The 22,327-nt window shown below is 67.9% G+C and carries 17 protein-coding genes, 2 tRNA genes and 1 pseudogene; 15 read left to right on the top strand and 5 right to left on the bottom strand.

What is annotated here, in order from left to right; all coding sequences use genetic code 11:
• The first annotated feature begins 73 nt into the window (after nt 1–73).
• Entirely contained in the window at nt 74–616 is a 543-nt protein-coding gene (locus OO71_RS16500; RefSeq protein WP_051791612.1) for a hypothetical protein, read from the top strand.
• Nucleotides 617–902: 286 nt separating this feature from the next.
• A complete protein-coding gene (locus tag OO71_RS16490) occupies nt 903–1,748 on the top strand; it encodes a hypothetical protein (protein ID WP_051791611.1) in 846 nt (281 codons plus the stop codon).
• On the opposite strand, the gene OO71_RS16485 is transcribed toward OO71_RS16490, so the two are convergent.
• Nucleotides 1,743–2,387 carry a TetR/AcrR family transcriptional regulator gene (locus tag OO71_RS16485; protein WP_033290637.1) on the bottom strand — a complete coding sequence of 215 codons (645 nt, stop codon included), beginning with the start codon at nt 2,385–2,387 and terminating at the stop codon, nt 1,743–1,745. The two genes, OO71_RS16490 and OO71_RS16485, sit on opposite strands and share 6 nt — an antisense overlap.
• 88 nt (nt 2,388–2,475) lie before the next feature.
• Between OO71_RS16485 and OO71_RS16480 the strand changes: the two genes are divergently transcribed.
• The 8 genes from OO71_RS16480 to OO71_RS16450 all read left to right on the top strand — a co-directional run bounded on the left by OO71_RS16480 (nt 2,476) and on the right by OO71_RS16450 (nt 9,411).
• A complete protein-coding gene (locus OO71_RS16480) occupies nt 2,476–3,672 on the top strand; it encodes a cytochrome P450 (RefSeq protein ID WP_051791610.1) in 1,197 nt (398 codons plus the stop codon).
• 7 nt (nt 3,673–3,679) lie between these two features.
• Entirely contained in the window at nt 3,680–4,480 is an 801-nt protein-coding gene (locus OO71_RS16475) for an acyl-ACP thioesterase domain-containing protein (protein ID WP_051791609.1), read from the top strand.
• 72 nt (nt 4,481–4,552) lie between these two features.
• Nucleotides 4,553–5,329, top strand: a complete 777-nt coding sequence (locus OO71_RS16470) for an IclR family transcriptional regulator (RefSeq protein ID WP_033290636.1) — start codon at nt 4,553–4,555, stop codon at nt 5,327–5,329.
• Nucleotides 5,330–5,348: 19 nt separating this feature from the next.
• A complete protein-coding gene (locus OO71_RS16465; RefSeq protein ID WP_033290635.1) occupies nt 5,349–6,296 on the top strand; it encodes an AraC-like ligand-binding domain-containing protein in 948 nt (315 codons plus the stop codon).
• 103 nt (nt 6,297–6,399) lie between these two features.
• A complete protein-coding gene (locus OO71_RS16460) occupies nt 6,400–7,374 on the top strand; it encodes a carbon-nitrogen hydrolase family protein (RefSeq protein WP_051791608.1) in 975 nt (324 codons plus the stop codon).
• A 191-nt stretch (nt 7,375–7,565) separates the two neighbouring features.
• Nucleotides 7,566–8,069, top strand: coding sequence for a hypothetical protein (locus OO71_RS47450; RefSeq protein WP_051791607.1), 504 nt, complete (start codon nt 7,566–7,568; stop codon nt 8,067–8,069).
• Entirely contained in the window at nt 8,066–8,227 is a 162-nt protein-coding gene (locus OO71_RS48895) for a phenylacetaldoxime dehydratase family protein (RefSeq protein ID WP_084144981.1), read from the top strand. The genes OO71_RS47450 and OO71_RS48895 overlap by 4 nt, the downstream gene beginning before the upstream one ends.
• Before the next feature lie 512 nt (nt 8,228–8,739).
• On the top strand, nt 8,740–9,411 hold the full coding sequence (locus OO71_RS16450; protein WP_033290634.1) for a GntR family transcriptional regulator: 672 nt from the start codon (nt 8,740–8,742) through the stop codon (nt 9,409–9,411).
• Nucleotides 9,412–9,416: 5 nt separating this feature from the next.
• Here the strand turns inward: OO71_RS16450 and OO71_RS16445 are convergent, their stop codons facing one another.
• The gene (locus OO71_RS16445; RefSeq protein ID WP_033290633.1) at nt 9,417–10,361 is read right to left on the bottom strand and encodes a fumarylacetoacetate hydrolase family protein; all 945 of its coding nucleotides are present in this window, start codon (nt 10,359–10,361) and stop codon (nt 9,417–9,419) included.
• Between the two features lie 14 nt (nt 10,362–10,375).
• Entirely contained in the window at nt 10,376–10,939 is a 564-nt protein-coding gene (locus tag OO71_RS16440; RefSeq protein WP_033290632.1) for a VOC family protein, read from the bottom strand.
• A gap of 364 nt (nt 10,940–11,303) precedes the next feature.
• On the opposite strand from OO71_RS16440, the gene OO71_RS16435 reads away from it, so the two are divergent.
• From OO71_RS16435 to OO71_RS52210, 3 genes are all read left to right on the top strand, one after another.
• Nucleotides 11,304–15,227, top strand: coding sequence for an RHS repeat domain-containing protein (locus OO71_RS16435; RefSeq protein WP_051791606.1), 3,924 nt, complete (start codon nt 11,304–11,306; stop codon nt 15,225–15,227).
• A 6-nt stretch (nt 15,228–15,233) separates the two neighbouring features.
• A complete protein-coding gene (locus OO71_RS48890; protein WP_084144980.1) occupies nt 15,234–15,434 on the top strand; it encodes a DUF4926 domain-containing protein in 201 nt (66 codons plus the stop codon).
• Between the two features lie 244 nt (nt 15,435–15,678).
• The gene (locus OO71_RS52210; RefSeq protein WP_245633685.1) at nt 15,679–15,891 is read left to right on the top strand and encodes a hypothetical protein; all 213 of its coding nucleotides are present in this window, start codon (nt 15,679–15,681) and stop codon (nt 15,889–15,891) included.
• 207 nt (nt 15,892–16,098) lie between these two features.
• On the opposite strand, the gene OO71_RS16425 is transcribed toward OO71_RS52210, so the two are convergent.
• Nucleotides 16,099–16,172: transfer RNA gene (locus OO71_RS16425), tRNA-Pro, on the bottom strand.
• Between the two features lie 90 nt (nt 16,173–16,262).
• Between OO71_RS16425 and OO71_RS16420 the strand changes: the two genes are divergently transcribed.
• A tRNA-Gly gene (locus OO71_RS16420) sits at nt 16,263–16,336 on the top strand.
• Here OO71_RS16420 and OO71_RS47445 read toward each other — a convergent pair.
• A pseudogene (locus tag OO71_RS47445) lies at nt 16,291–20,595 on the bottom strand (HAMP domain-containing protein); the annotation flags it as partial. The gene OO71_RS16420 and the pseudogene OO71_RS47445 sit on opposite strands and share 46 nt — an antisense overlap.
• Nucleotides 20,596–20,813: 218 nt before the next feature.
• On the opposite strand from OO71_RS47445, the gene OO71_RS16395 reads away from it, so the two are divergent.
• On the top strand, nt 20,814–22,325 hold the full coding sequence (locus tag OO71_RS16395; protein ID WP_033290626.1) for a PP2C family protein-serine/threonine phosphatase: 1,512 nt from the start codon (nt 20,814–20,816) through the stop codon (nt 22,323–22,325).
• Nucleotides 22,326–22,327 lie beyond the last annotated feature (2 nt).

Here is a 22,327-nt window from a genome sequence, read left to right as displayed (position 1 = left end):
GTTTCGGTGCTCCGGCGCCGAAACCCGCACCGCGCGGGGACCGGTCCCGGAGGAGCGCGGCTACCGTGCCGGAATGCCGGACGAAGTGTGGCCGCTGACTCCCGACGACCATCCGAGACTGTCCAGTACCAACGGTTTCGGCACTGAGCTACACGGCTTCACCCGCGAGGACGCGGACGGGTGGCGGTTCGCCACCCGCTGGCTCACCGCCCTCGGTCTGCCGCTGGTGCCGCTGGAGCGGTACTACCTGCGCGAGGTGAAAACGCTCGACGCGATGCTCGACGCCGTCCGCGGTCTGCCGTGGACCCACCGGAAGCGGTACGAGCTGTCCGGGCAATCCCGGCTGCGCGCGGCCGAGATCCTGCGCACCTACCTGTTCTGCTGGGTGGCGGGACCGGTGTTCATCGCCTTGCCGGTGGCGCTGCTGCTCAGTTTCGCCGACGAACTGGCCGAAAGCGCCGGGGTGTTCCTGCTGGTCATCCTGTTCGGGAGTGTGCTGGCCGGGTCGATCATGGGGTTGTCCGCGCTGCACGCGCGCTACCAGGAACAGTGGGCACCGCTCCGCACGGTCCGATGGCGCGACGCACCGCCCCCGGACTGGCCGGTCGTCGACTGACCCGAGTGGACTGGGCGAAGAACGCGCGCACGGCCTCCGCAACCCGCTGCGGGTTGCCGTCGTCCGCCGGGCCGGAGTGTCCCAGCCCCAGCAGCAGGACTCGCGAGGCGAGCCGAAAACCCGCGTCGCCCCAGTCGCTTCGACCAGCGCCCGCAGGTCGTCCACTTCGCGCGCGATCCCGTAATCGGCATGAGCAGCGCCGCGGGCCGGTCACCGGCCGCTGCCATTTCCCGGGCTTCGTATGACGAGGACGGTAGCCGAGGTCCGGGGTCGGTAGGTTGGCCGTATGGATGGAGCCGATCTTCCGCCCGAGGCCGCCCGGAGTGTGGACCTGTTCCTGACGACCGTGGACGAGCTGGCGCCCGGTCTCGTCACCGGGTGCTACCTGGTCGGATCGGTGGCATTGGGCGATTTTCATCCCCGCGGGGCCGGGCGCGGGCGGCTCAGCACGGCCAGTGACGTCGACTTCGTCGCGGTCACGGACGGGCGCGTGGAATCCGGGTCGCCCGAGATGGCTGCGCTGGCCGAGGCGCAGGCCCGCACCGTGGCTCGCTTTCCCCGGCCGCATTTCGACGGCGCGGTCCTCACCCGGGCCGATCTCGCCGCCGGGCCGGACGGTTGTCCCGATGTCCCGTGTGTGCAGGAAAATCGATTCACCCCGGCCGGGCGGTCCGGTATCGACCCGGTGATGTTCTGCGAGCTGGCCCGGTACGGAATCGCGGTACGCGGCCCGCGACCTGCCGAGCTGGACCTCTGGGCCGACCAGGATGCGTTGCGCGCCTTCACCATCGACAACCTCCGCACCTACTGGCGGCCGTGGTGGCAGCAGAAACGTCACCGCAGCGCGCTTTCTCTCGCCATCGGCCTCAGCCCGTGGTTCCCGGTGTGGGCGGTGCTCGGGGTGAGCCGCCTGCACCACCTGCTGGCCACCGGCGAGATGACGTCCAAGTGCGGCGCCGGCCGGTACGCGTGGCAGGAGTTCGACCCACGCTGGCAGCGCATCGTCGCCGAAAGCCTGAGCCTGCGCACCGGAGGTGCCGAAGGCCGCCGCGGTTACCGCAACCCGTTCGCCCGTCGCCGCGAAACGCTCGCGTTTCTCGACACCACGATCGATGCCGCCTTGTCGTTATGACCGCGCCGGTACCGCGTCCAGTACCAGCTCCACCGTGGCCAGGAAGCTCTCGCGGCTGAACCCGACCGGGGCGAGGCGGCTGCTGTACCGCGCCAGCGCGGGAAAGTCGGCCGGCTCGGCGCCCAGCGTGATCACGCGGAAGTTTTCCCGGCGCTGCTGCTGTTCGGCCGGGCTGCGGGAGCGGCCGGCGGCGTGCGCGGTGATGAGGGAGACGGACAGCGTCACGAGCCGGTGGTACCACTCGGGGACGAGGTCCTCGGGTACGCCGGCATCGGTGAGCGCCTGCAGGGTCTCCTCGATCACGAGCTGGCTGCCGGGCCCGCTGCCCGGATAGTGGCTGGCGTCCCGCGCGAGCTGCGGCAGCGCGGCGTACGCGTCCCAGGAACGCAGGATCAGGTCGACGAGCCGGGCGCGCCACGGTCCTTCCCGCCGGTAGCCGTGCATGGCCTGGATCAGCACGTGGTCGACGATCGCGAGCATCAGCTCGCTGCGGTTGCGGAAGTGCCGGTACAGGCTGGAGGAGTCGGTACCCAGCTCGGCGGCCAGTTTGCGCATGCTGAAGAACTCGTCCCCGTCCGAGGCCGACAACAGCTCCACGGCGGCGTCCAAAATGGTCTGTTTGCTCCACCGCTGACGCATGGCGACAGTTTAGTGGCCAGGTTTGCACGCACCGTTGCGCGCAGTGCGTGCGTACGGTTCAATGGGCACCGGAAGAGGGGGAGGGACAATGGAAGAATCGGTTCTGCCCGAGCTGGCTGCCCTGCGCGACGGGCTCGGCCTCGCCCCGGACCTGCCGCGCCGGCGGGATTCCGGCGAGGTCTGCCGTGTGCGTTCGCCGCTGGGTCACGAGTCGACCCTGTTCAGCCGGTATGCCGAGGTCCGGGCCGTGCACGCGGATGCAGCGCGGCTCCGGCTCGACGCGATCGGCCCGTCACCCGGACTGGCCGCCGAGGGGGTCGACGACGAAGCGATGAAACACCGCCGGGCCGGGCGGCTGCTGATGCTCGACCCACCCGAGCACACGCGTCTGCGGGGGCTGCTCACCGCGACGTTCACGGTCCGGCGGGCACAGGCGCTGGCTCCGCGGATCGAGGAGATCGTCGACGAGCATCTCGGCGCGATGGCCGCCGCCGGGCCACCCGCCGACCTGGTTTCGTCGTTCGCGCTTCCGGTTCCATCGCTGGTGATCTGCGAACTGCTCGGCGTGCCGTTCGCCGATCGGGCCGAATTCGGCGCGCGCAGCAACAGGTTCCTCGACACGACGATGTCGCCGCGGGAACGGCTGCGGCTCGATGCTGAAGCCGACGTGTACATGCAAGCGCTCGTCGCGCAGCATCGCGAAAATCCGGGCGACGACCTGCTGAGCCTGCTGATCCGCGAGCACGGCGCGGGTGCGCTGTCCGACGAGGAACTGGCCGGCCTGGCCGATCTGATCCTGATCGCCGGCCACGAAACCACCGCGAACGTGATCTCGCTCGGCACCCTCGCCTTGCTCCAGCACCCTGAGCAGCTCGCTTTGGTACGCGACGATCCGAGCGCGGTCGAAAACGCCGTCGAGGAACTGCTGCGCTACACCTCGGTGCTGCACGCCGGTTTCGTACGAGTGGCCGTCGAGGACACCACGATCGGCGGACATCCGGTACGGCGCGGCGAACACGTCGTCACCTCTTTGCCTGCCGCCAACCGGGACCCCGCGTTGGTCGCGAACGGAGACGAACTCGACGTCACCCGCGCCCGGTGTCCGCACCTGGCCTTCGGCCACGGAATCCACCACTGCCTCGGCGCAACGCTGGCGCGTCTCGAACTGCGGCTGGCACTACCGGCATTACTGAAACGATTCCCCGGATTGCACCTCGCCGCCGCGCCCGAGTTCAAGGACCGCGCGCTGATCCACGGCCTGCAATCGCTGCCCGTGGCGTGGTGACCGGACGATGACCCTCGACGGCTTCCCCGCCCGCCACCGGGTGGAACAACGATTCGGCGATCTCGCCCCGGACGGCACCACGAGCACCCTGGCACTGGTCCGCCTCTTCGAGCACCCCCGGGTCCGCCTGCAGTTCCCGCGCTTCGAGCAGCTCGTGGCCGATGGCGGGTTCGGGCCGTTCCACATCCTGCTGGCGGGCCAGAGCGTCGAGCGGCGGACGCCGTTCGGTGCAGCCGGTGCCACCGTCGAAATCGGCACCGGAATCCAGGCGATCGGCCGGACGTCGTACACCTACCGCCAGGCCATGGCCACCGAAGACGGCAAGATCGTCGCGACTGCCGACGCCACCATCGTCCTCGCCACCAAGTCCGGCCCGCTGGCCCTGCCGGACCAACTCCTGGCCGACCTGGAAGACCTGCGCCTGCCCGAATCCACCGCAGCCGCACCGAAACCCGCCCCGTCCCGCCGCTCGCGCAAGCACTACCCGGAGACTGCCGCCGTCCACGCCCGGGTGGGAGATGTCGACCTCAACCGGCACGTCAACTACATCGCCCAGGTGGGCTGGTACGACGAGGCAATCGCCGCGCTGCCGGGAAACGCCGTGCAGCATCTCCCATGGCGTTACCGGGTGACGTACCTCGGCGAAGTCCGCTACCCGGGCACGTACGACATCGGGGTCACGATCAGCGGGTACGACGACCAGACGGTGCACTACGAACTGGGCCTGTTCGACGAGGATCGTTGCCTGGGTACCGCCGACGCGTCCGCCCCGCGGGGAAAACTCCCGGAGCTTGGTTCACCGGCGTGAGTCCGTGCGGTGGGCGGTGCCGCTGAGGTTACCCTGGGTCCGCCGGCGGTCGAGCCGGAGCGGAGGTACGGGATGGCCGGGAACACGGGGCAGCCGGGAGCGACGGTGGCGTCGCGGGTGCTCGCGTTGCTCGGCGGGTTCGATCCGGACCACCGCAGCTTGACGCTGACCGAGCTGGCCGGGCGCGCGGGGCTGCCGCTGGCGACCGCGTCGCGGCTGGTGCGGGAGCTGGTCGAATGGGGCGCGCTCGTTCGCACGCCCGCGGGGAATTACGTGGTGGGCAGGCGGTTGTGGGACCTCGGCCTGCTCGCGCCGATCCAGTCGGGCCTGCAGCAGGCCGCGGCGCCGTTCCTGCACGACATCTACGGCGCGACTCTCGCGACCGTGCACCTGGCGGTGCGCGACGGCACGGAAGCGCTGTATCTCGACCGGCTGTCCGGGCACGCGTCGGTTCCGGTGGTGAGCCGGATCGGCGGGCGGTTGCCGCTGCATGCGACCGGGGTCGGAAAAGTGCTGCTGGCCTACGCGCCGGAAGAGGTGCGGGACAAGGTGTTCGCGGACCTGCCGCGGATCACGCCGTACACAGTGGTCCAGCCGGGGCGGCTGGGCACGGAGCTTCGCCGCGTGCACAGCGACGGTTTCGCGCAGACGGTGGACGAAATGAGCCTGGGTGCGTCGTCGGTCGCAGTGCCGATCCGGGCAGCGGACGGCACCGTGATCGCGGCGCTGGGGATCGTCGTCCCCCGGCTGGGCAAGGACGTTCCGCGGCTGGTGGCCGCATTGCAGGTGGCAGCGCAGGGGATCGGCCGGAGTGTCGCGCCGAGCCTTCCGCTGACCGGCAGTGCCTGAATGCCGGTACGCTTTCCGCATGACCGTGGTGGTGGACCGGGGTGTGTACGCGGAGTTGAGCACCACCGGGTTGCCGCCGCACGAGGTGTTCGACTACTGGCAGGACCTGATCTGCGCGACCTTTGTGCGGCTCACCGCCGAGCCGGTGGGGGACCGGCAGTTCCACGGGCGGATCGAGTACGTGCCGTGTGGCGACCTCGAACTGACCACGGTGGCGGCAGGCGGCTCGATCGTCCGGCGGACGCCTGCGCTCATCGCCCGGGAGAACGAGGAGTACCTGCTGGCGAGCGTCCAGCTCACCGGCCGGACCCGGGTCGAACAGGACGGCCGCACGGCACACCTCACCGCGGGCACGATCGCGTTCTACGACAGCACCCGGCCCTATACGCTGCATTCCGGCGTCCCGGGCAGCCAGCTGGTCGCGCAGGTCCCGAAACGGGAGGTGACGATCCGGGACACCCGCAAGGTCACCGCCCGCCCGCTCGGGAGCGGCACCCCGGGAGCAGTCGTCGCGGCGTTCCTCACCTCCCTGTACGACACGGCCAAGGACGCGGGAAACCCGATGACCGTGTTCGGGCCGCACGCCATCGGCCTGCTGTCGGCAGCGGCGTCGTTCGCCGAGGGCCGCGACCCGGACCCGGCGGCCGCGGAAACGTTGCTGCGGCAACGGATGTCGGACTTCCTCCGCCGCAACTTCGCCGATCCGCGGCTGGACGTCAATGCGGTTGCCCGGGCGTGCCGGGTGTCGCGCCGGACGTTGTACCGGCTGGCCGGTGAGGGAGGGGTGGCTGCGCAGTTGCGCCGGGTGCGGATCGAGCATGCGAAGGGGTTGCTGCGGCTTCACCCGGGTCGTCCGGTCGGTGCGGTGGCGGCGGCGTGCGGGTTCGACAGCGAGTCGGGTTTCCGCCGGGCGTTCCACCAGGCGACCGGCCGCTCGCCGGGCGAATACCGGGGGTCCGGCGGTTAGGCGGGATTGGCACGGCGCGTCTGTCAGCGTGGCACGGCAGGTCCGCCGGACCCGCCGGAACCGCGGCAGGCTGGGAGGTCCCCAGAGCCCGAAGGAGACCTCGATGAAGAGAATGGTGCGCGTCGCCGCGGTGCAAGCCGAATCCGGGCTGTTCGACCTGGCTGCGGCGGTGGACAAGACCGTCGCGCTGATCGGTGAAGCCGCGGCGGGAGGGGCGGAGCTCGTGGCGTTCCCGGAAGCGTTCCTGCCCGGCTACCCGTGGTGGATCTGGCTGGAGTCCCCGGCCGGGGGAATGCGGTTCGTGCCCCGGTACACGGCCGCGTCGATCACGCGCGACGGCGCCGAGATGGACCGGATCCGCAGTGCCGCCGCCGAGCATGGCATCCACGTCGTGCTCGGATTCAGCGAGCGCGCGGGCGGCAGCCTCTACCTGGCGCAGGCGTTCGTCTCCGATACCGGGGAGCTGCTCGGCGTCCGGCGCAAGCTCAAGCCGACCCATGTCGAACGCGCGGTGTTCGGGGAGGGGGACGGCAGCGACCTGCAGGTCCACGACACCGCACTCGGCAAGGTCGGTGCGCTGAACTGCTGGGAACACCTGCAGCCGCTCACGAAATACGCTCTGTACAGCATGGGGGAAGAAATCCACGTCGCGTCGTGGCCCAGTTTCGCCGGTTACCGCGGGGTGGCGCAGGCGCTCAGCCCCGAGGTGAACACGGCGGCCAGCTTGATGTACGCGGTCGAGGGACAGGCTTTCGTCATCGCGCCGTGCGCGGTGATCGGTGCTGCCACGCTGGACACCTTCTGCGACACCGGGGAAAAACGCAAGCTGCTGCAAGCGGGCGGCGGATTCGCCCGGATCTACGGACCGGAAGGCACCTCGATGGCCGAACCGCTTCCGGAGACCGCCGAGGGGCTCGTCTACGCCGACCTGCCCGCGGACCTGCGCGCGATCGCGAAGTCCACCGCCGACCCGGCCGGGCACTACTCGCGCCCGGACGTCCTGCGCCTGCTGATCAATCGCCACCCGGCGGCTAACGTGGCAGACCTGCCCTCCGCCGAATTCACGACCGCCGGGTAACCATGGAATCGGCCATTCCGGCGCAGCTCACCGGGCCGGGCAGCATGCCTGCGGACTGGACGCCACCGGCACCCGGATTCGTCGCGCGGTACCCCGGCCATGCTGCAGCAGGTGGTCATGGCCTGCTTCGGAGTCCAATACCGGGAAGGACACGCGCCGCCCACCGCCGCGCGGGCAATGGTGGCGCAGCGGTGCGCGGCCAGGTGCACGTCGATCACGCCCAGTACGTCGGCGAAGCCGGTTTCCCCACCCTGCTGACCCTCGCCTGCTGGGCCGACCCGGTCCCGTTCGAACGCTGGTTCGCCGAGACCCGGCCGGCGTGGCTCGGCGGCGCGGCCGGGTATGTCGCCGAGGTCGTGCAGCCGACCGTCTCCCGGTTCGAAACCCTCTACTCCGACGACCGGCGGACCGGAATCGGCACCCTTGGCACCGACCTCAGCGGCGAGATCGCGCCGCTCCGGCCAGGACTGGAGCGAAACGAGCGCCGCCGCTTCCTCGAAGAGGTGGAACCGATCCTGCGCGCCGGAATGACCTTCCTCCGCGACGACGGCTGTTCGGTGGGACCGGTACGTCCGCCTGCTCGACGACGAAGGCAATCCGGTGGACAAGAGTTTCGGGCTGAGCTGGTGGCGGAGTATCGCCGACCTCGGCCGGCGACCACGCCACCCGCCTCGCGATTTTCGGCCAGGCGATGAAGTTCCTGACCGAGACCGGCCCCGGCGCCCGCTTCCGGCCGAACCACGAGGTGATCGTCGCGACGGCGGAGCAGCAGCATTTCGAGTACGTCGGCTGCCATCCGGAGACGGGGCTGCTCCGGGTCGCCGATACGGGGCAAGGGAAACCACGCGGGTAGTTTCGGTCGCGGTTCAGCCGAGGGCGAGGCTGACCTGCAGCATGCGGTGCTGTGCGGCGAAAGTGGCTCGGCAGGACCTGGTTTCCGCCTTGTCCGCGTACTTGGACGCGGAGTTGCAACCCCGGCGGCCGGTTTGTCCGCGGACCGGCACCGCCGGGGAGGAGGAACTGGTGCACCGGGCCGGGATGTCACGAGCAGCGTTCAAACGCCGCTCGGCTACGTCACCTGCTGGCGCAGGTAGCGGGCGAAAACCCTGCTGCGCCAAACGGATTCGATCCTCCAGCTGATCCGGCCCCGTGCGGCGAGGGGGCACCCCATCAGAGGCGACCCCCCCGTCGGCGGGTTCGGAGACCGCGCGCTGAACCTCCTCGAAGCCGGTGAGCAGGAGAAACGTCGCGCCGATCGGCGGCGCTGAGTCTGGATGGGTAACGCTCGGTAACACCCAGTATCCCGAGATACTCACCCAGTCCCGCAGTTCTGGTCCGGTCGCGATGTTCGGTTAGGATGGAGCCATGGTCGGCCAAATCTCGACGACTCGATCCGAGCTGGTTTACGAGGAAGTCCGCAAGGAGATCCTGCGCGGAAACCTTCCCCCCGGCTCGCGGCTGCGCTTCGTCGATTTCGCCGAACGGTTCGCGGTCAGCCAGTCCGTGGTGCGCGAGGCGTTGATGCGCCTGGCCGAGCAGGGCCTCGCCGTCGCCTTGCCGCAGCAAGGTTTCCGGGTCCGGTCGTTGAACCTGGCCGACCTCGAGGAGATCACCGAGGCGCGGATCGAGATCGAGAGCATGGTGGTGCGCCGCGCCATTACGGAGGGTGACCTCCAGTGGGAGTCGTCGGTGATTGCCGCGCATCACACGCTCGCCAACACCCCGGACAGGACGGAAACCGGGGAAATCAACGAGGACTGGGTCGACGCTCATGAAGCGTTCCACCATGCGACCTTGCAGGGTTGCCGCAACGCGAGGCTGCTGTCCGTTGCGACTTCGTTGCGCGAAGCGGCGTCGCTGTACCGGTGGTGGTCCGGGTCCATGGCGCCGGACCCGGACCGCGACGTCGCCCTGGAACACCTCCAGATCCGCGACGCCGTCGTAGCCCGTGACGAGATGAATGCGGCTTGCTTGATTGCGCAGCACATTCAGCGCACCACCGACGCGTTGAGCCACAACGCCGATCTGCGCAGCTGACCCGCTCACACGCCGGGGCGCAGCTCCCGAATCGGGAGTGGCTCGGCAATGCGGTTCACGAGCTTTCCCAGCCCCTCGACTTCGAGCACCACTTCATCGCCGACCGTGAGCCACGGGTATTCGGCCGCATCTTCTCTCGTCGACAGCTCGACAATGCAGCCGGTGCCCACGGTTCCCGACGCAATGTGGTCACCCGGTTTCACCCACGTTCCCCGAGCGGAATACGCGACCAGCTCGGCGAAACTCCAATACATGTCCGACAGATTCCCCTGGCTGTACTGCCGTCCGTTGACGAACGCTTTCATCTCGAGGTCGAATGCGTTGCCCTTGCGAAACGGCTCGAGCTCGTCCTTGGTGACGAGAAACGGTCCGGTCGTCATCGCCCAGTCCTTGGTCTTGAACGGGCCGACCTGGAATTTGACCTCGTAACCCTGGATGTCGCGCGCACTCCAGTCGTTGAAAATGCAGTAGCCGACAATCAATTCTTCCGCCTCGGCGACGTCGACGTTGGTCCCCTCCCGCCCCACGACCGCCATGACTTCCAGTTCGTAGTCCAGCTTCCGCGACCCAGCCGCGGCCGGTATGTCAGCGCGGGATCCGGTGAGGCCATGCGGGTTGGTGAAATAGATCATCGGATGCCGGTACCAATTGTCGAAGTCGAACGGCACTCCGAGGCCCGCGAATCCCGCCCGCAGATGCGCTTCGAACGAAGCCGAGTCCCGAATCGAAGGCGGCCGGGGAATCGGCGCACACAATGCGACGTCCCCGATCGAGACGACCTCACGGGGATCCCTGGTCGCCCTTTCCCCGGCCGCCGCCAATGCCGAACCGTCGTCGCCGAGTAGACCGAGAACGCTCACTTCCGGCCCGAGCCCGAAAATTTGTTCGTCGACAATCACCCCGGCACGTTCGGCACCGGTCTCGGGAGAAAGGTAGGTAGCCCATTTCATGGCGTTTCCCTCGGCTATAGTCGCGATTCCGGAGCGGCCGTCACGTCGTCCCGCCAGGCATTGTTGCTGGAGTGATCACCGCCGAGCCAGCGGGCAAGATCAGCGTGTGCAGTACGGAGCCGCTCGGCGTTGATATTCTCGACATCGGGATGGTCGACGGTGAATTCGAGCTGCAGCCCATTCGGATCCACCGTATAGAGCGAAACGCAATAACCATGGTTGACCACAAATGTGGACGGCTCGGCATAGCCCGCGTCGGCAAGCCGCCGGCGGATGGCGTCCTGGACCTCCTGCTCCACCTTCAAGGCGAGGTGCCGGATCGGCGTGGGGTTGATCGGCGTGTTGAACTCCCGCTGGTCCCCCGGATCGGCCATCTGGAAAAACGCAAGGGCGCTACCGTCGGCGAGACCGTAGAAGGTATGCGAGAGCGCGCGCTCGACCCCGTCGATGTCCTCGATCTCGGTCCAGGTGGCGATCAGCGGAAGACCGATCACCCCCTCGTAGAAACGCCGGTTGACCTCCTGATCATCGACGGTCCACCCGTAGTGATGAACGCGAACCGGCAGCGACGTACTCATGAGACGACCTCCGTGCTCTGGGTACCGCCACTCTATGTGGTGGATTTTCGAGAAGTCAAGAAAATCTCTAGAATTTGGTCGGGGGACGAGGTACGGCGTCATGGCGTGGGTGGCTTCGTCGCAGGGCTGCTGCCGAGTGTTGCCAGGCCTTGGTGCGCGGGCGGACATCGGGCTGCGGAACAATGTGTTCTCGGGAGATCCGGCTGGCGTTCCGCAATTTCTTGCCGAAACTTGATCTGACCACTGCGGAGGTTCGAACCAGTACGATGGAGCTCCGCGCAGACGGCACGCGGTGCCGCGGACCCGTCGTCCAGAGACCGTGTCGAGGAGAAGGGCTTTTGGGGACGGCACGCGGTCGGTCGTAGTGACGGACGACGAGAACGGCAGCCACGCCGACGAAGACTGGTTGCAGGGCTACACCCTCGAAACCATCACCAGGAATGGTGCGAACGGTCCCGTCGTCGGCAAAACCATCAGCGAACCCAGCTGGCAGGGACCGACCGCTACCCGGGCGACGTTCAACGCCTACGTAGTCCGCCCCGGGACATCGCGAAACTTCACTGCGCTGGCGGCAGGCGGTTGGCGGACGACGAAGACAACCACCGCATACGACGCCAATGGCCTGCCCACCCAGGTCAACGACCTCGGCGACGTCAACGACCCGTCCGACGATCGTTGCACGACCACGACATATGCCCAGAACACCGCGCTGTGGATGCTGTCCTACTCCTCCCGGGTCGAGAACACGGCGGTGGCTTGCGGAACACCTCCGGTCTACCCGCGCGACGTCATCACCGACGCCTTGCTGGGGTATGACAATCAAGCTGCGGGCGCAGCGCCGACGACCGGCGACGTCACCTCGGCGCAGGACCTCGACAGATACGAAAACGGCAAGCCGGTGTACCGGACGGCCGCGAAGACCGAACGCGATCTCTACGGCCGCACCACGAAGGTGACCGACGCCGTCGGACACCAAGCCACCAGCACCTACGCTCCGGCGACCGGTGGGCCGGTCACGCAACTGACGACTGCGAACGCACTCCAGCAGAAGACGACAACGGTCTTCGAACCTGCGTGGGGCGCGGCCAAGACCACCACCGACGCGAATGGACGCGTCACGGAAATCGCCTACGACTCGCTCGGCCGCAATGCCGAGGTGTGGCAGCCGAACCGGCCGCACGCAGACAACCCGCAGGGCAGCAGCCGCTACGCGTACGACGTCAGGAACGACGGGCCGAGTGCTGTATCTGCGACAAGTGTGACGGCCAATGGCCGGTTCACCACATCGACCACCATTTACGACAGCTTCTACCGCCCGCGCCAGGTTCAGGCTCCTGCCCCGGGCGGCGGCCGGTTGCTCGTGGACACGCGTTACGACTCGCAGAACCGCGCGTATAAAACGACGCAGCCGTTCTACAACGACCAGAACGTCGACACGAAACTCTGGGTCGCGAGCGACACGGAGATTCCTGGCTTCACGGTCAAGGAGTTCGACGGCGCAGGCCGACCGACTGCCGCCGTCTATCAGGCAGGCGGGACCGAAAAGTGGCGCACCACGACCACTTACGGCGGCGACTGGACCAGCGTGACCCCACCGGCCGGCGGAGTGCCCACTACGACGCTCACGGACGCGCGCGGGCACACGCGTGCGCTGCGCCAGTATCACGGTGCACAGCCGACCGGCGACTACGACGAGACAACCTACGGATATACGCCCAGCGACCAGCTCGCGTCCGTCACGGATTCGAGCGGAAACCACTGGACCTACAGCTACGACCTCCACGGCCAGCTGAAGCAAGCCAACGACCCCGACCGCGGCACGACGACCTACGCTTACAACGAACTCGGCCAGCAGGTCAGCACGACCGACGCCCGCAACGTCACCCTCGCGTACAGCTACGACGCCCTCGGCCGGAAGACCGGCACCTATCAGGGCAGCACCGCGGGCACCAAAATGGCCGAATGGGTTTATGACACCGCGTTCAAGGGCGTCGGGCAGCTTGCCAGCTCGACCCGGTGGGTCAACGGCAACGCTTACACCGAAAAGGTCAACGCCTATTCGCCGCTGTATCAGCCGACCATCCAGACCGTCACCATTCCCGCAGTCGAGGGCCCTAAGCTTGCCGGCTCGTACTCGACCTACTTGTCTTACAACCCGGACGGCAGCCTCGGCGGCTCCAGCTTCCCCGCAGCGGGCGACCTTGCCGTCGAGAGCATGTTGTACGTCTACGACGACCTCGGCCATCCGGTCACCACGAACGGAGATGCGGACTACGTCACAGCGTCGGACTACAGCCGCTACGGCGAGCTCCAGCGGTTGCAACTCGGCGGAGGCGACCACCGGGTCTGGCAGTCCTACTACTACGACGACCACACCCGGCGGCTGGACCGGACGATCGTCGACGCCGAGGTCCCGCACCCGATGCAGGCGGACACTCACTATGCCTACAACCCGGCCGGAAACATCACCTCGATCTCCAACACGCCGCAGGACCAGCCGGCAGACACCCAGTGCTTCCGCTACGACTACCTGCAGCGGCTGACCGACGCATGGACACCACCTTCCGCGGGGTGTGACAGCGATCCGTCGGCCGGGTCTCTGTCCGGCCCCGCTCCGTACTGGCAGTCGTTTACCTACGACAAGTCCGGAAACCGGCTGACCGACACACAGCACACAAGCGCGGGGGAGGTCACCCGCAAGTACGGCTATGCCGATCCGGGAGCGGCGAAACCGCACCAGCTGAACTCGACCAGTGTCCCCGGCAAGCCGGACAGTCAGTACACGTATGACCAGATCGGCAACACCACGACCCGCCCGGGCGTCGCTGCGGAACAGAGTCTCGACTGGACACTCGAGGGGCAGCTCGACTCGGTCACGGAAGGCTCGGCGAAGACCAGTTTCGTCTACGACGCCGGAGGCGGCAGGCTCGTTCGGCATGATCCATCCGGCACGACGCTCTATCTGGGCGGTCAGGAGATCCACGCCGATCCGACTGGGCAGACGGCGACGACCACGCGCTACTACAGCCACGGTGGGGGAACGGTCGCGGTCCGGACGGCTGGAAAACTGACCTGGCTGGTCGGCGATCATCAGGGGACGAGCCAGATCGCTGTCAATTCGGCGGACCTCAGCGTCACCCAACGCAGGCAGGACCCGTTCGGAACACCGCGCGGACCGGCTGTCGACCTACCGGGTGAGCGTGGCTTCGTCGGCGGCACGGAGGACAGTTCGACGGGCCTCACCCAGCTCGGCGCTCGCGCGTACGACTCGTCTGCCGGTCGCTTCCTGTCATTGGACCCGGTGTTCGACCCGGCGAATCCGCAGCAGATCAACGGATACAGCTACTCCAGCAACAGCCCGATCTTCAAGAGCGACCCGACTGGGCAGAACGAGTACAACGACGTGGGCCGCTGCATCGGGCGGCTCGGCGACTGCGGCATCGACCCGATGGCACCGGGCGGGAACGACATCAACGGCCACTACACCCACGACCAGCTGGCCCAGAAAGGGGTTCTCAGAGGCCAGCCGGCGGCTAAGAAGGCGCACCGAAAAGCGTGGACCAACAACCACTCGCTTCGGACCCGGGATGCCGACACCTTGGCCAGGCGCTGGTCCACGTTCGCTCAGCAGGCGTGGACGGGCGACACTTTCTGGAAGGCGGACACCGGGGACAAGGGTGAGAAGGCTTGCTTTGGCCTCACCGGATGCCGGATGGCATGGATCCATATCCTGGAACATCCGAACGATGTGGACGGGGCTAAGGAGATCGCGGCCTTCTATTGCGTTGATCATGCCAGCGAATGTCACACCGAGGTGTACTGGAACGGTGCGGTAAACGATGCAATGGAAGACTTGTTGATAATCGGTGGCGGCGCGATCGCGGCTGCTAGAGCCGCTCGCGGGTCTGGTGCTGCGAGGGAAGTTTCACCGCCCGTTGCAGAGGCTGCGCCCGCGGAAGCATATGCGGACGTCCGGAAGTTTTCAGACTATATTTTCAAAGATGGGGCGGCTCATGGAAAAGACAAGGTATTCGGTGGACTTGGTTACGGCAGGGAGAATTCTGGCGCGTTGGCTCGGGAATGGGCCGAGCAAGCTCGAGGTAAGTACGCATCCGGAAAGTTCGAACTCGGCAAGCTGGATGAGTATGGTCAAAGAATTGACATTGAGATAGAATTACGCGGGATTGGCCCGCAGTCTGGAAGGGTTAGCTACATGAAGAGCGGTTGGATGATTCAGTCGGATGGTACGATCAAGCTCACTACACCTTTCTCTGGGTTCACTCGGTGATACGAAGTGATCAAGCAGTATCAAAAGGTTCGCGTGCTGACGGATGATTTTAGTGGTGAAGGGGTTCATGCTGGTGATGTAGGTTACGTTATCGAGTGCTATCCGGGAGGGCGGTACGAAGTCGAGGTTTCCGGTGCGGGTGGCATTACTGTCGCGCAATTTGTTGCCGAGGAGAAGGATATCGAGGTTGCAGACAGTGTAAGTTGACCGGTTTCTGCGCGCTTGGGCTGGTATGGAGTCAAGTCGCCTCAGGTCAGTGCGCCCGTCAGGGTGAGCGGTGCTGATTGCTGCGTGCTCGAGCCGTGGCGGCTGTGGAGGTCGCAGGCCTGGCAGCCGTGGAGAACCTGCTTGATGATTCCACCGGAGTGATGGGATCGGCTGTTCCGGGATGTGCGGCGGGTTCATGCGGGCTACCGGGTGGTGCTCGATCTCATGCTCGACCATCTGCCTGGTGAACCACACGCTGAACGCCCGGTGGTTGTTGTTCGCGGTGCCGGGGCTGGTGGTGGCGAGGCGGTCGGCAATCCATCGCCAGATGTGGTTCGGCTCGTGGTCTTCGGGCTCGGTCGGAACCGACGACAGCCGCGCTTCGGAGCTGTCGGCTTCCGTCGGTGCGATGGGGTTGGCGAGCCAGAAGCGGAAGAACCTGACGGCGTCGCAGTAGCCGCGGATCGTGCGGGAGCTCTTGTTCTCCGCCTCGAGTGACATAGCCCACTCGTCGATCAACGCCTGCCGACTCGGCGGGAGCCAGGGCAGGGCTCAGGTGCGCATGGGAAAACCCTCAAAGAGGAGCGTCACCGAGCGCTGTGCCAGCCCCCGGCGCTCAACCCCACGAAAAAGGGGCTGAACCCGCAGGTCCAGCCCCCATCGGTCGGGATGACAGGATTTGAACCTGCGACCCTCCGCTCCCAAAGCGGATGCGCTACCAAGCTGCGCCACATCCCGGCACCCTCCGGCGCGTCGTTCCCGGGGGGTGTGCGGCTCAGCTTAGCGGTCACGCTAAGCTGGGTTCGCTTCCGGGTCACCGGGGGCGCTGCGGGTGTAGCTCAATGGTAGAGCCCTAGTCTTCCAAACTAGCTACGCGGGTTCGATTCCCGTCACCCGCTCCAAAGTCCCCACCTGCAAAGACTGTGAAGACGACGCCGCATCCGCCTCCAGGCGGGTTGCGATCACGTCCAGGAGCAGGTCGGTGTCCACCGGTTTCGTGATGTAGTCGTCCGCGCCCGAGGCGAGGGTGCGTTCGCGGTCCTCTTCCGTTGCCTTGGCGGTCACGGCGATCACCGGCAGGTCCTCGTGGGCTGCCTCGGCGCGGATGGCGGCGATGGTCGCGTTGCCGTCGAGTTCCGGCATCATCACGTCCATCAGCACGAGTGCCGTGTCCTCGTGGCGTTCCAGTGCCCGGATGCCTGCGACGCCCGTGTCGGCGTAGATCACTTCCAGCCCGGCCTGCTCCAGGACCGCCGCGAGGGCGAAGACGTTGCGCAGGTCGTCGTCGACGATCAGTACCTTCTCGCCGTTGAAGCGTTTCGGGGCGCTGTCCGGTTCGGCCACCGTGATGGTGCTCGGGAGCACCGGCAGCTTCGGCGTGGGGCGGACCGGCGTCGTCGGCGCGATCAGGTTCGCCGCGCCCACCGGCAGGTACAGCGTGAACGTGCTGCCGCGGCCCGGGACGCTGCTCACCCGCAGTTCGCCGCTCAGCAGTTCCGTCAGCTGCTGGCTGATCGACAGCCCCAGCCCGGTTCCGCCGTACTTGCGGCTCGTGGTTCCGTCGGCCTGCCGGAAGGCGTCGAAGATGACCTCCAGCTTCTCCTCCGGGATGCCGATTCCGGTGTCCTCCACGGCGAACGCGATGATGCCCGCCGCCGCGCGCAGGCCTTCCTGCTCGACCTCTTCCTCGCCCGCCATCCGGATGTGCAGCCGCACGCCGCCCTCGTCGGTGAACTTCGCCGCGTTCGACAGGAGGTTGCGCAGCACCTGCTGCAAGCGGTGCTCGTCGGTGTGCACGCTGCCGGGTACGGGCGGGTCGATCAGTACCGCGAACTCCAGGCCCTTGTCCGCGGTGAGCGGGCGGCACAGCGATTCGACGTAGTTGACCAGCTCGGGCAGCGTGACGTCGGACATCTGCAGGTCCAGCTTGCCCGCCTCGACCTTCGCCAGGTCCAGGATGTCGTTGATCAGCTGCTGCAGGTCGCTGCCCGCGGCGTAGATCGTCTTCGCGAACTGGATCTGCTTCTCGGTGAGGTTGCCCTCCGGGTTCTCCGACAGCAGCTTCGCCAGGATCAGCGCACTGTTGAGCGGAGTCCGCAGCTCGTGCGACATGTTCGCCATGAACTCGTTCTTGTACTGCGACGCCACGGTGAGCTGCCCGGCCCGTTCCTCCAGCTCTTGGCGGGCCTGCTCGATCTCGATGTTCTTGACCTCGATGTCGCGGTTCTGCTGGGCCAGCAGCGCCGCCTTCTCGGCCAGCTCGGTGTTCGACCGGCGCAATTCCCCTTGCTGCGCCTGCAACTGCTCGGACCGCGCCCGCAGTTCCTGCGCCAGCCGCTGGGACTCGGTGAGCAGCGCCTCGGTACGGGAGTTCGACAGGATCGTGTTGACGTTGACCCCGATCGTGTGCCGCAGCTGCTCCAGCAGGTCGAGGTGCACCGCGGAGAACTCGTTGACCGACGCCAGTTCCAGCACGCCAAGCACCTCGCCCTGGAACAGCACCGGCAGCACGATCACGTTCACCGGCGGCGCCGAGCCGAGGCCCGAGGACACCAGCGCGTACTCCGGGGGAGCGCCGTTGACCAGTATCGTCCGCCGGTCCACCGCGGCCTGCCCGATCAGCGATTCGCCGAGCCGGAACCGCAGGCCGGTGCGGGCTTGCGCGAGGCCGTAGGCGCCAATGCAGTCGAGCATCTTGTACTCGGGGTCGTCGCCGTCGTCGTGCGCGATGAAGAACGCGCCCTGCTGCGCGCTGACCAGCGGCGCGAGCTCGGACAGGATGAGCGTGGCCACCGAGGCGAGGTCGCGGTGCCCCTGCATCCGCCCGGACAGCCGCGCCAGGTTCGTCTTCAGCCAGTCCTGCTCGCGGTTCGCCGACGTCGTCGACTTCAGGTTCGCGATCATCTGGTTGATGTTGTCCTTGAGGTCGGCCAGCTCCCCGGACGCGTCCACGGTGATGTGCCGCGTCAGGTCGCCCGCGGTGACCGCCGTGGCGACCTGGCCGATCGCGCGGACCTGCGTGGTGAGGTTGCCGGCCAGCTGGTTCACGCTCTCGGTGAGCCGCTTCCAGGTGCCGGACACGCCCTCGACCTCGGCCTGGCCACCCAGCTTGCCCTCGGTGCCGACCTCGCGCGCCACGCGCGTGACCTCCGCGGCGAACGCCGAAAGCTGGTCGACCATCGTGTTCATCGTGGTCTTGAGCTCCAGGATCTCGCCCCGGGCGTCGACGTCGATCTTGCGGGACAGGTCGCCGCGCGCGACCGCGGTCGTGACCTGCGAGATGTTCCGGACCTGGCTGGTGAGGTTGTGCGCCATGAAGTTGACGTTCTCGGTGAGGTCCTTCCACGTCCCCGCCACGCCGGGCACCCGCGCCTGACCGCCGAGGATGCCTTCGGTACCGACCTCGCGCGACACCCGGGTGACCTCGTCGGCGAACGCGCGCAGCGTCTCGACCATGCCGTTCAGCGTTTCGGCCAGCGCCGCGACCTCTCCCGCCGCGTCGATGGCGATCTTCTTCGACAGGTCGCCGTTGGCCACCGCGCTCGCCATCGTGGCGATGCTGCGCACCTGGACGGTGAGGTTGTCGGCCATGACGTTGACGTTGTCGGTGAGGTCCTTCCAGATCCCCGCGACGCCGGGTACGCGCGCCTGGCCGCCGAGCTTGCGAGCCGGTGAGGTCGCGCCAGGTACCGGCGACCCCGGGTACGGTGGCCTGCCCGCCGAGTTGCCCCTCTGTGCCGACCTCGCGGGCGACGCGGGTGACTTCGTCGGCGAACGAGCCGGTGAGGTCGCGCCAGGTACCGGCGACCCCGGGTACGGTGGCCTGCCCGCCGAGTTGCCCCTCTGTGCCGACCTCGCGGGCGACGCGGGTGACCTCGTCGGCGAACGCCGAAAGCTGGTCGACCATCGTGTTCATCGTGGTCTTGAGCTCAAGGATTTCGCCGCGCGCGTCCACGGTGATCTTCTGCGTGAGGTCGCCCTTCGCGACCGCGGTGGTGACGTGCGAGATGTTGCGGACCTGGTCGGTGAGGTTGTCCGCCATCTGGTTGACCGAGTCGGTGAGGCCGCGCCAGGTCCCCGCCGCGCCCGGGACCTCCGCCTGCCCGCCGAGGCGGCCTTCGCTGCCGACCTCGCGGGCGACGCGGGTGACTTCGTCGGCGAACGCGGACAGCTGGTCGACCATCGTGTTCAGGGTGGTCTTGAGCTGCAGGATTTCGCCGCGCGCGTCGACGTCGATCTTCTTCGTGAGGTCACCCGCGGCGACGGCCGTGGCGACCTGCGCGATGTTGCGGACCTGGTCGGTGAGGTTGTCGGCCATCAGGTTGACCGAGTCGGTGAGGTCGCGCCAGGTGCCCGCGACGCCCGGCACCCGCGCCTGACCGCCCAGCCGTCCTTCGGAGCCGACCTCGCGCGAGACGCGCGTGACCTCGTCGGCGAACGCGGACAACTGGTCCACCATCGTGTTGATCGTGTTCTTGAGCTCGAGGATCTCGCCCCGTGCGTCGACGTTGATCTTCTGCGTGAGGTTGCCCCGCGCCACCGCGGTGGTGACCGAGGCGATGTTGCGGACCTGCTCGGTGAGGTTGTCGGCGAGGAAGTTGACCGAATCGGTGAGATCGCGCCAGGTGCCGGCCACGCCGGGGACCTCGGCCTGCCCGCCGAGGCGGCCCTCCCCGGCGATCTCGCGCGACAGCCGGATCACTTCCGCGGCGAACCGCGACAGCTGCGCGAGCAGGCCGTTCACCGTTTTCGCCAGCTCCGCGTACTGCCCGCGCAGCGGACGGCCGTCCAGCTGCAACGCCATCGGCTGCGACAGGTCACCCTCGGCGACCGCGCCGAGCACCCGGTCCAGCTCCACGACCGGGCGGCTGACGTCCTCGATCAGGCCGTTCACCGTGTCGACGGCCGTGGACCAGCCGCCGGGGCCGATCTCGGTGCGCACGCGTTCGGTGAGCCTGCCTTCCTGGCCCACCGCGCCGCGGACCCGCATCAGCTCGGTGACCAGCCGCTGGTTGCGTTCGGCGATGTCGTTGAACGCCGAGGCCAGCCGGGCGGTGATCCCGTCCCCGTGCGCGACGAACCGCCGCCGGAAGTTGCCGTCCCCGAGGTCGTGGACTGCCCCGAGTAGCCGCTCCAGCGCGGCGGCCTCGCCGGCCGGGATGCCGTCCGGCTCCGAGTTCCCGGCGGCCCCGGAGTTCCCGGAGGTCCGGGAATTCTGTGTCATGTGTGCCGACCTTCCCACCATGCGTGTGCCAGCCATGGTCGTCGACCCAGCGTGCCATGGTTCGCCCTACACTTCGAGCCAGTCCGCCCGCGCACACTGTGCCAACCTGGAAGGACCAGGACCGTCAGGTCGACCCGGAGGCAGGAGGTTCGTGCATGGTGTCACGGCCCGCTCCGGCGTCGGCCCTGCCACCCGGCCCCGGCCTGCCCGAGCAAGCCGCGTGGTGGCGCTCGGTGCTCGACGACGTCCGCGACCCGGTCTTCCTGCTCGACCCGGCAGGCGCCCTGCGCTGGGCCAACGCCGCTGGTGAGCGGCTTGCGGCGGCGGACTTCGTGAGCGTGACGGAAACCACCGGGAAGGTCGGGCTCCGACCGGCCAAAGTCCGGGTGCTGCCGGGCGGCTGGCAGGCGTGGACGGTGGTCGAGGACGGCCGCCGCCGTCCCGAGGAATTCCTCGCCGAAGCGGGTCCGAAGCTGGCTGCCGCGCGGGGCCGGCATGCCACCGCGCGGGTGATTGCCGAGCTGGCCGCGTCCGCTTTGGGCGATTGTGTCGTCGTGCTGCTGCCGACGACGCGTGGCCGGTGGGAATGGTGGAGCTGCGCCGAGCACGGGACGGCCGGGCACGGCCGGATCCGGCGGGTGTCCGCGCAGCTCGCGCCGGTCGTCGCGGAGGCGGTCGCGGAGTCCGTGCGGGCGTCGTCGCGGACGGTGCCGGGTACCGAGGTCGCGCTGTTGCCCGCGGTGGTGGCCGAGCAGTTCGACGGCAATGCCGAGGTGTCCGTCGCGTCGTTCGGCTCGGACGTGGCCGGGGCGGTACTGCTGGGGCGCCGCGGTGACCCCGAGTTCGGGGCGGCGCAGGTGAGAGCGTTCGAGGCGTTCGCGGGCGCGGCGGGGACGGCGCTCGCCAACGTGCAGCGCTACGCCCGCCAGGAGGAAGCCACCCGCGGTCTCGAATCGACGTTGCTGCCCAAGCCGCCGGCGCGCGTCGAGGGGGCGAATTTCGAGCTGTGGTACGAACCGGCGGCCGGGGTCCTCGGGGTCGGCGGCGATTTCTACGACGTCCTCTCGCGGGAGGACGGCAGTGCCTTCGTGGTCGTCGGCGACATCTGCGGGAAGGGCGCCGAGGCAGCCGCGCTGACTGGCCGGGTCCGGCATTCGCTGACGGCGTTGCACCTGGTCGAGCGCGACGGCCGCACGTTGCTGCGGTTGCTGAACGAACTGCTGATTTCCGGTGGCAGCAACAGGTTTGCGACGCTCGTGCTTGGCTCGGTGGTGGCCGCGGGGTCCGGTTTGGACGTCACACTCGCGTCCGGTGGGCATCCGGCGCCGCTGGTGCTGCGGCACGGGGGAGGCGTCGAGGAGATCAGCGTGCCGGGCACGCTCGTCGGAGTGTCGCCGCAGGCGCGATTCGCGGAGGCGACCACACATCTGGCCGCTGGTGATGTGTGCCTGCTGTACACCGACGGCGTCACCGAAGCCCGCAACCGCACGGAATCCGCCGAGCTCTTCGGCGACGAACGGCTGTACACCGTGCTGGAGGAATGCGTGGGCAAACCCGCGCGGGAGGTCGTCGCGCGGCTGCGCGAGGCGGTGTGCGAATGGCTGGGGAACTCCGGGCATGACGATATTGCGGTGCTGGCGATCGAAGCTGTCCCCCGCGCTGATTGAGC

Origin of the sequence: Amycolatopsis jejuensis (assembly GCF_000717335.1) — a bacterium.
Taxonomy (GTDB): domain Bacteria; phylum Actinomycetota; class Actinomycetes; order Mycobacteriales; family Pseudonocardiaceae; genus Amycolatopsis; species Amycolatopsis jejuensis.
This window is presented reverse-complemented; position numbering and strand designations above follow the sequence as displayed.

Bases quoted from the DNA above. Each gene is read 5' to 3' on its own strand.
- OO71_RS16500 (WP_051791612.1), top strand. From the start codon at position 74: ATGCCGGACGAAGTGTGGCCGCTGACTCCCGACGACCATCCGAGACTG.
- OO71_RS16490 (WP_051791611.1), top strand. From the start codon at position 903: ATGGATGGAGCCGATCTTCCGCCCGAGGCCGCCCGGAGTGTGGACCTG.
- OO71_RS16485 (WP_033290637.1), bottom strand. From the start codon at position 2,387: ATGCGTCAGCGGTGGAGCAAACAGACCATTTTGGACGCCGCCGTGGAG.
- OO71_RS16480 (WP_051791610.1), top strand. From the start codon at position 2,476: ATGGAAGAATCGGTTCTGCCCGAGCTGGCTGCCCTGCGCGACGGGCTC.
- OO71_RS16475 (WP_051791609.1), top strand. From the start codon at position 3,680: ATGACCCTCGACGGCTTCCCCGCCCGCCACCGGGTGGAACAACGATTC.
- OO71_RS16470 (WP_033290636.1), top strand. From the start codon at position 4,553: ATGGCCGGGAACACGGGGCAGCCGGGAGCGACGGTGGCGTCGCGGGTG.
- OO71_RS16465 (WP_033290635.1), top strand. From the start codon at position 5,349: ATGACCGTGGTGGTGGACCGGGGTGTGTACGCGGAGTTGAGCACCACC.
- OO71_RS16460 (WP_051791608.1), top strand. From the start codon at position 6,400: ATGAAGAGAATGGTGCGCGTCGCCGCGGTGCAAGCCGAATCCGGGCTG.
- OO71_RS48895 (WP_084144981.1), top strand. From the start codon at position 8,066: ATGAAGTTCCTGACCGAGACCGGCCCCGGCGCCCGCTTCCGGCCGAAC.
- OO71_RS16450 (WP_033290634.1), top strand. From the start codon at position 8,740: ATGGTCGGCCAAATCTCGACGACTCGATCCGAGCTGGTTTACGAGGAA.
- OO71_RS16445 (WP_033290633.1), bottom strand. From the start codon at position 10,361: ATGAAATGGGCTACCTACCTTTCTCCCGAGACCGGTGCCGAACGTGCC.
- OO71_RS16440 (WP_033290632.1), bottom strand. From the start codon at position 10,939: ATGAGTACGTCGCTGCCGGTTCGCGTTCATCACTACGGGTGGACCGTC.
- OO71_RS16395 (WP_033290626.1), top strand. From the start codon at position 20,814: ATGGTGTCACGGCCCGCTCCGGCGTCGGCCCTGCCACCCGGCCCCGGC.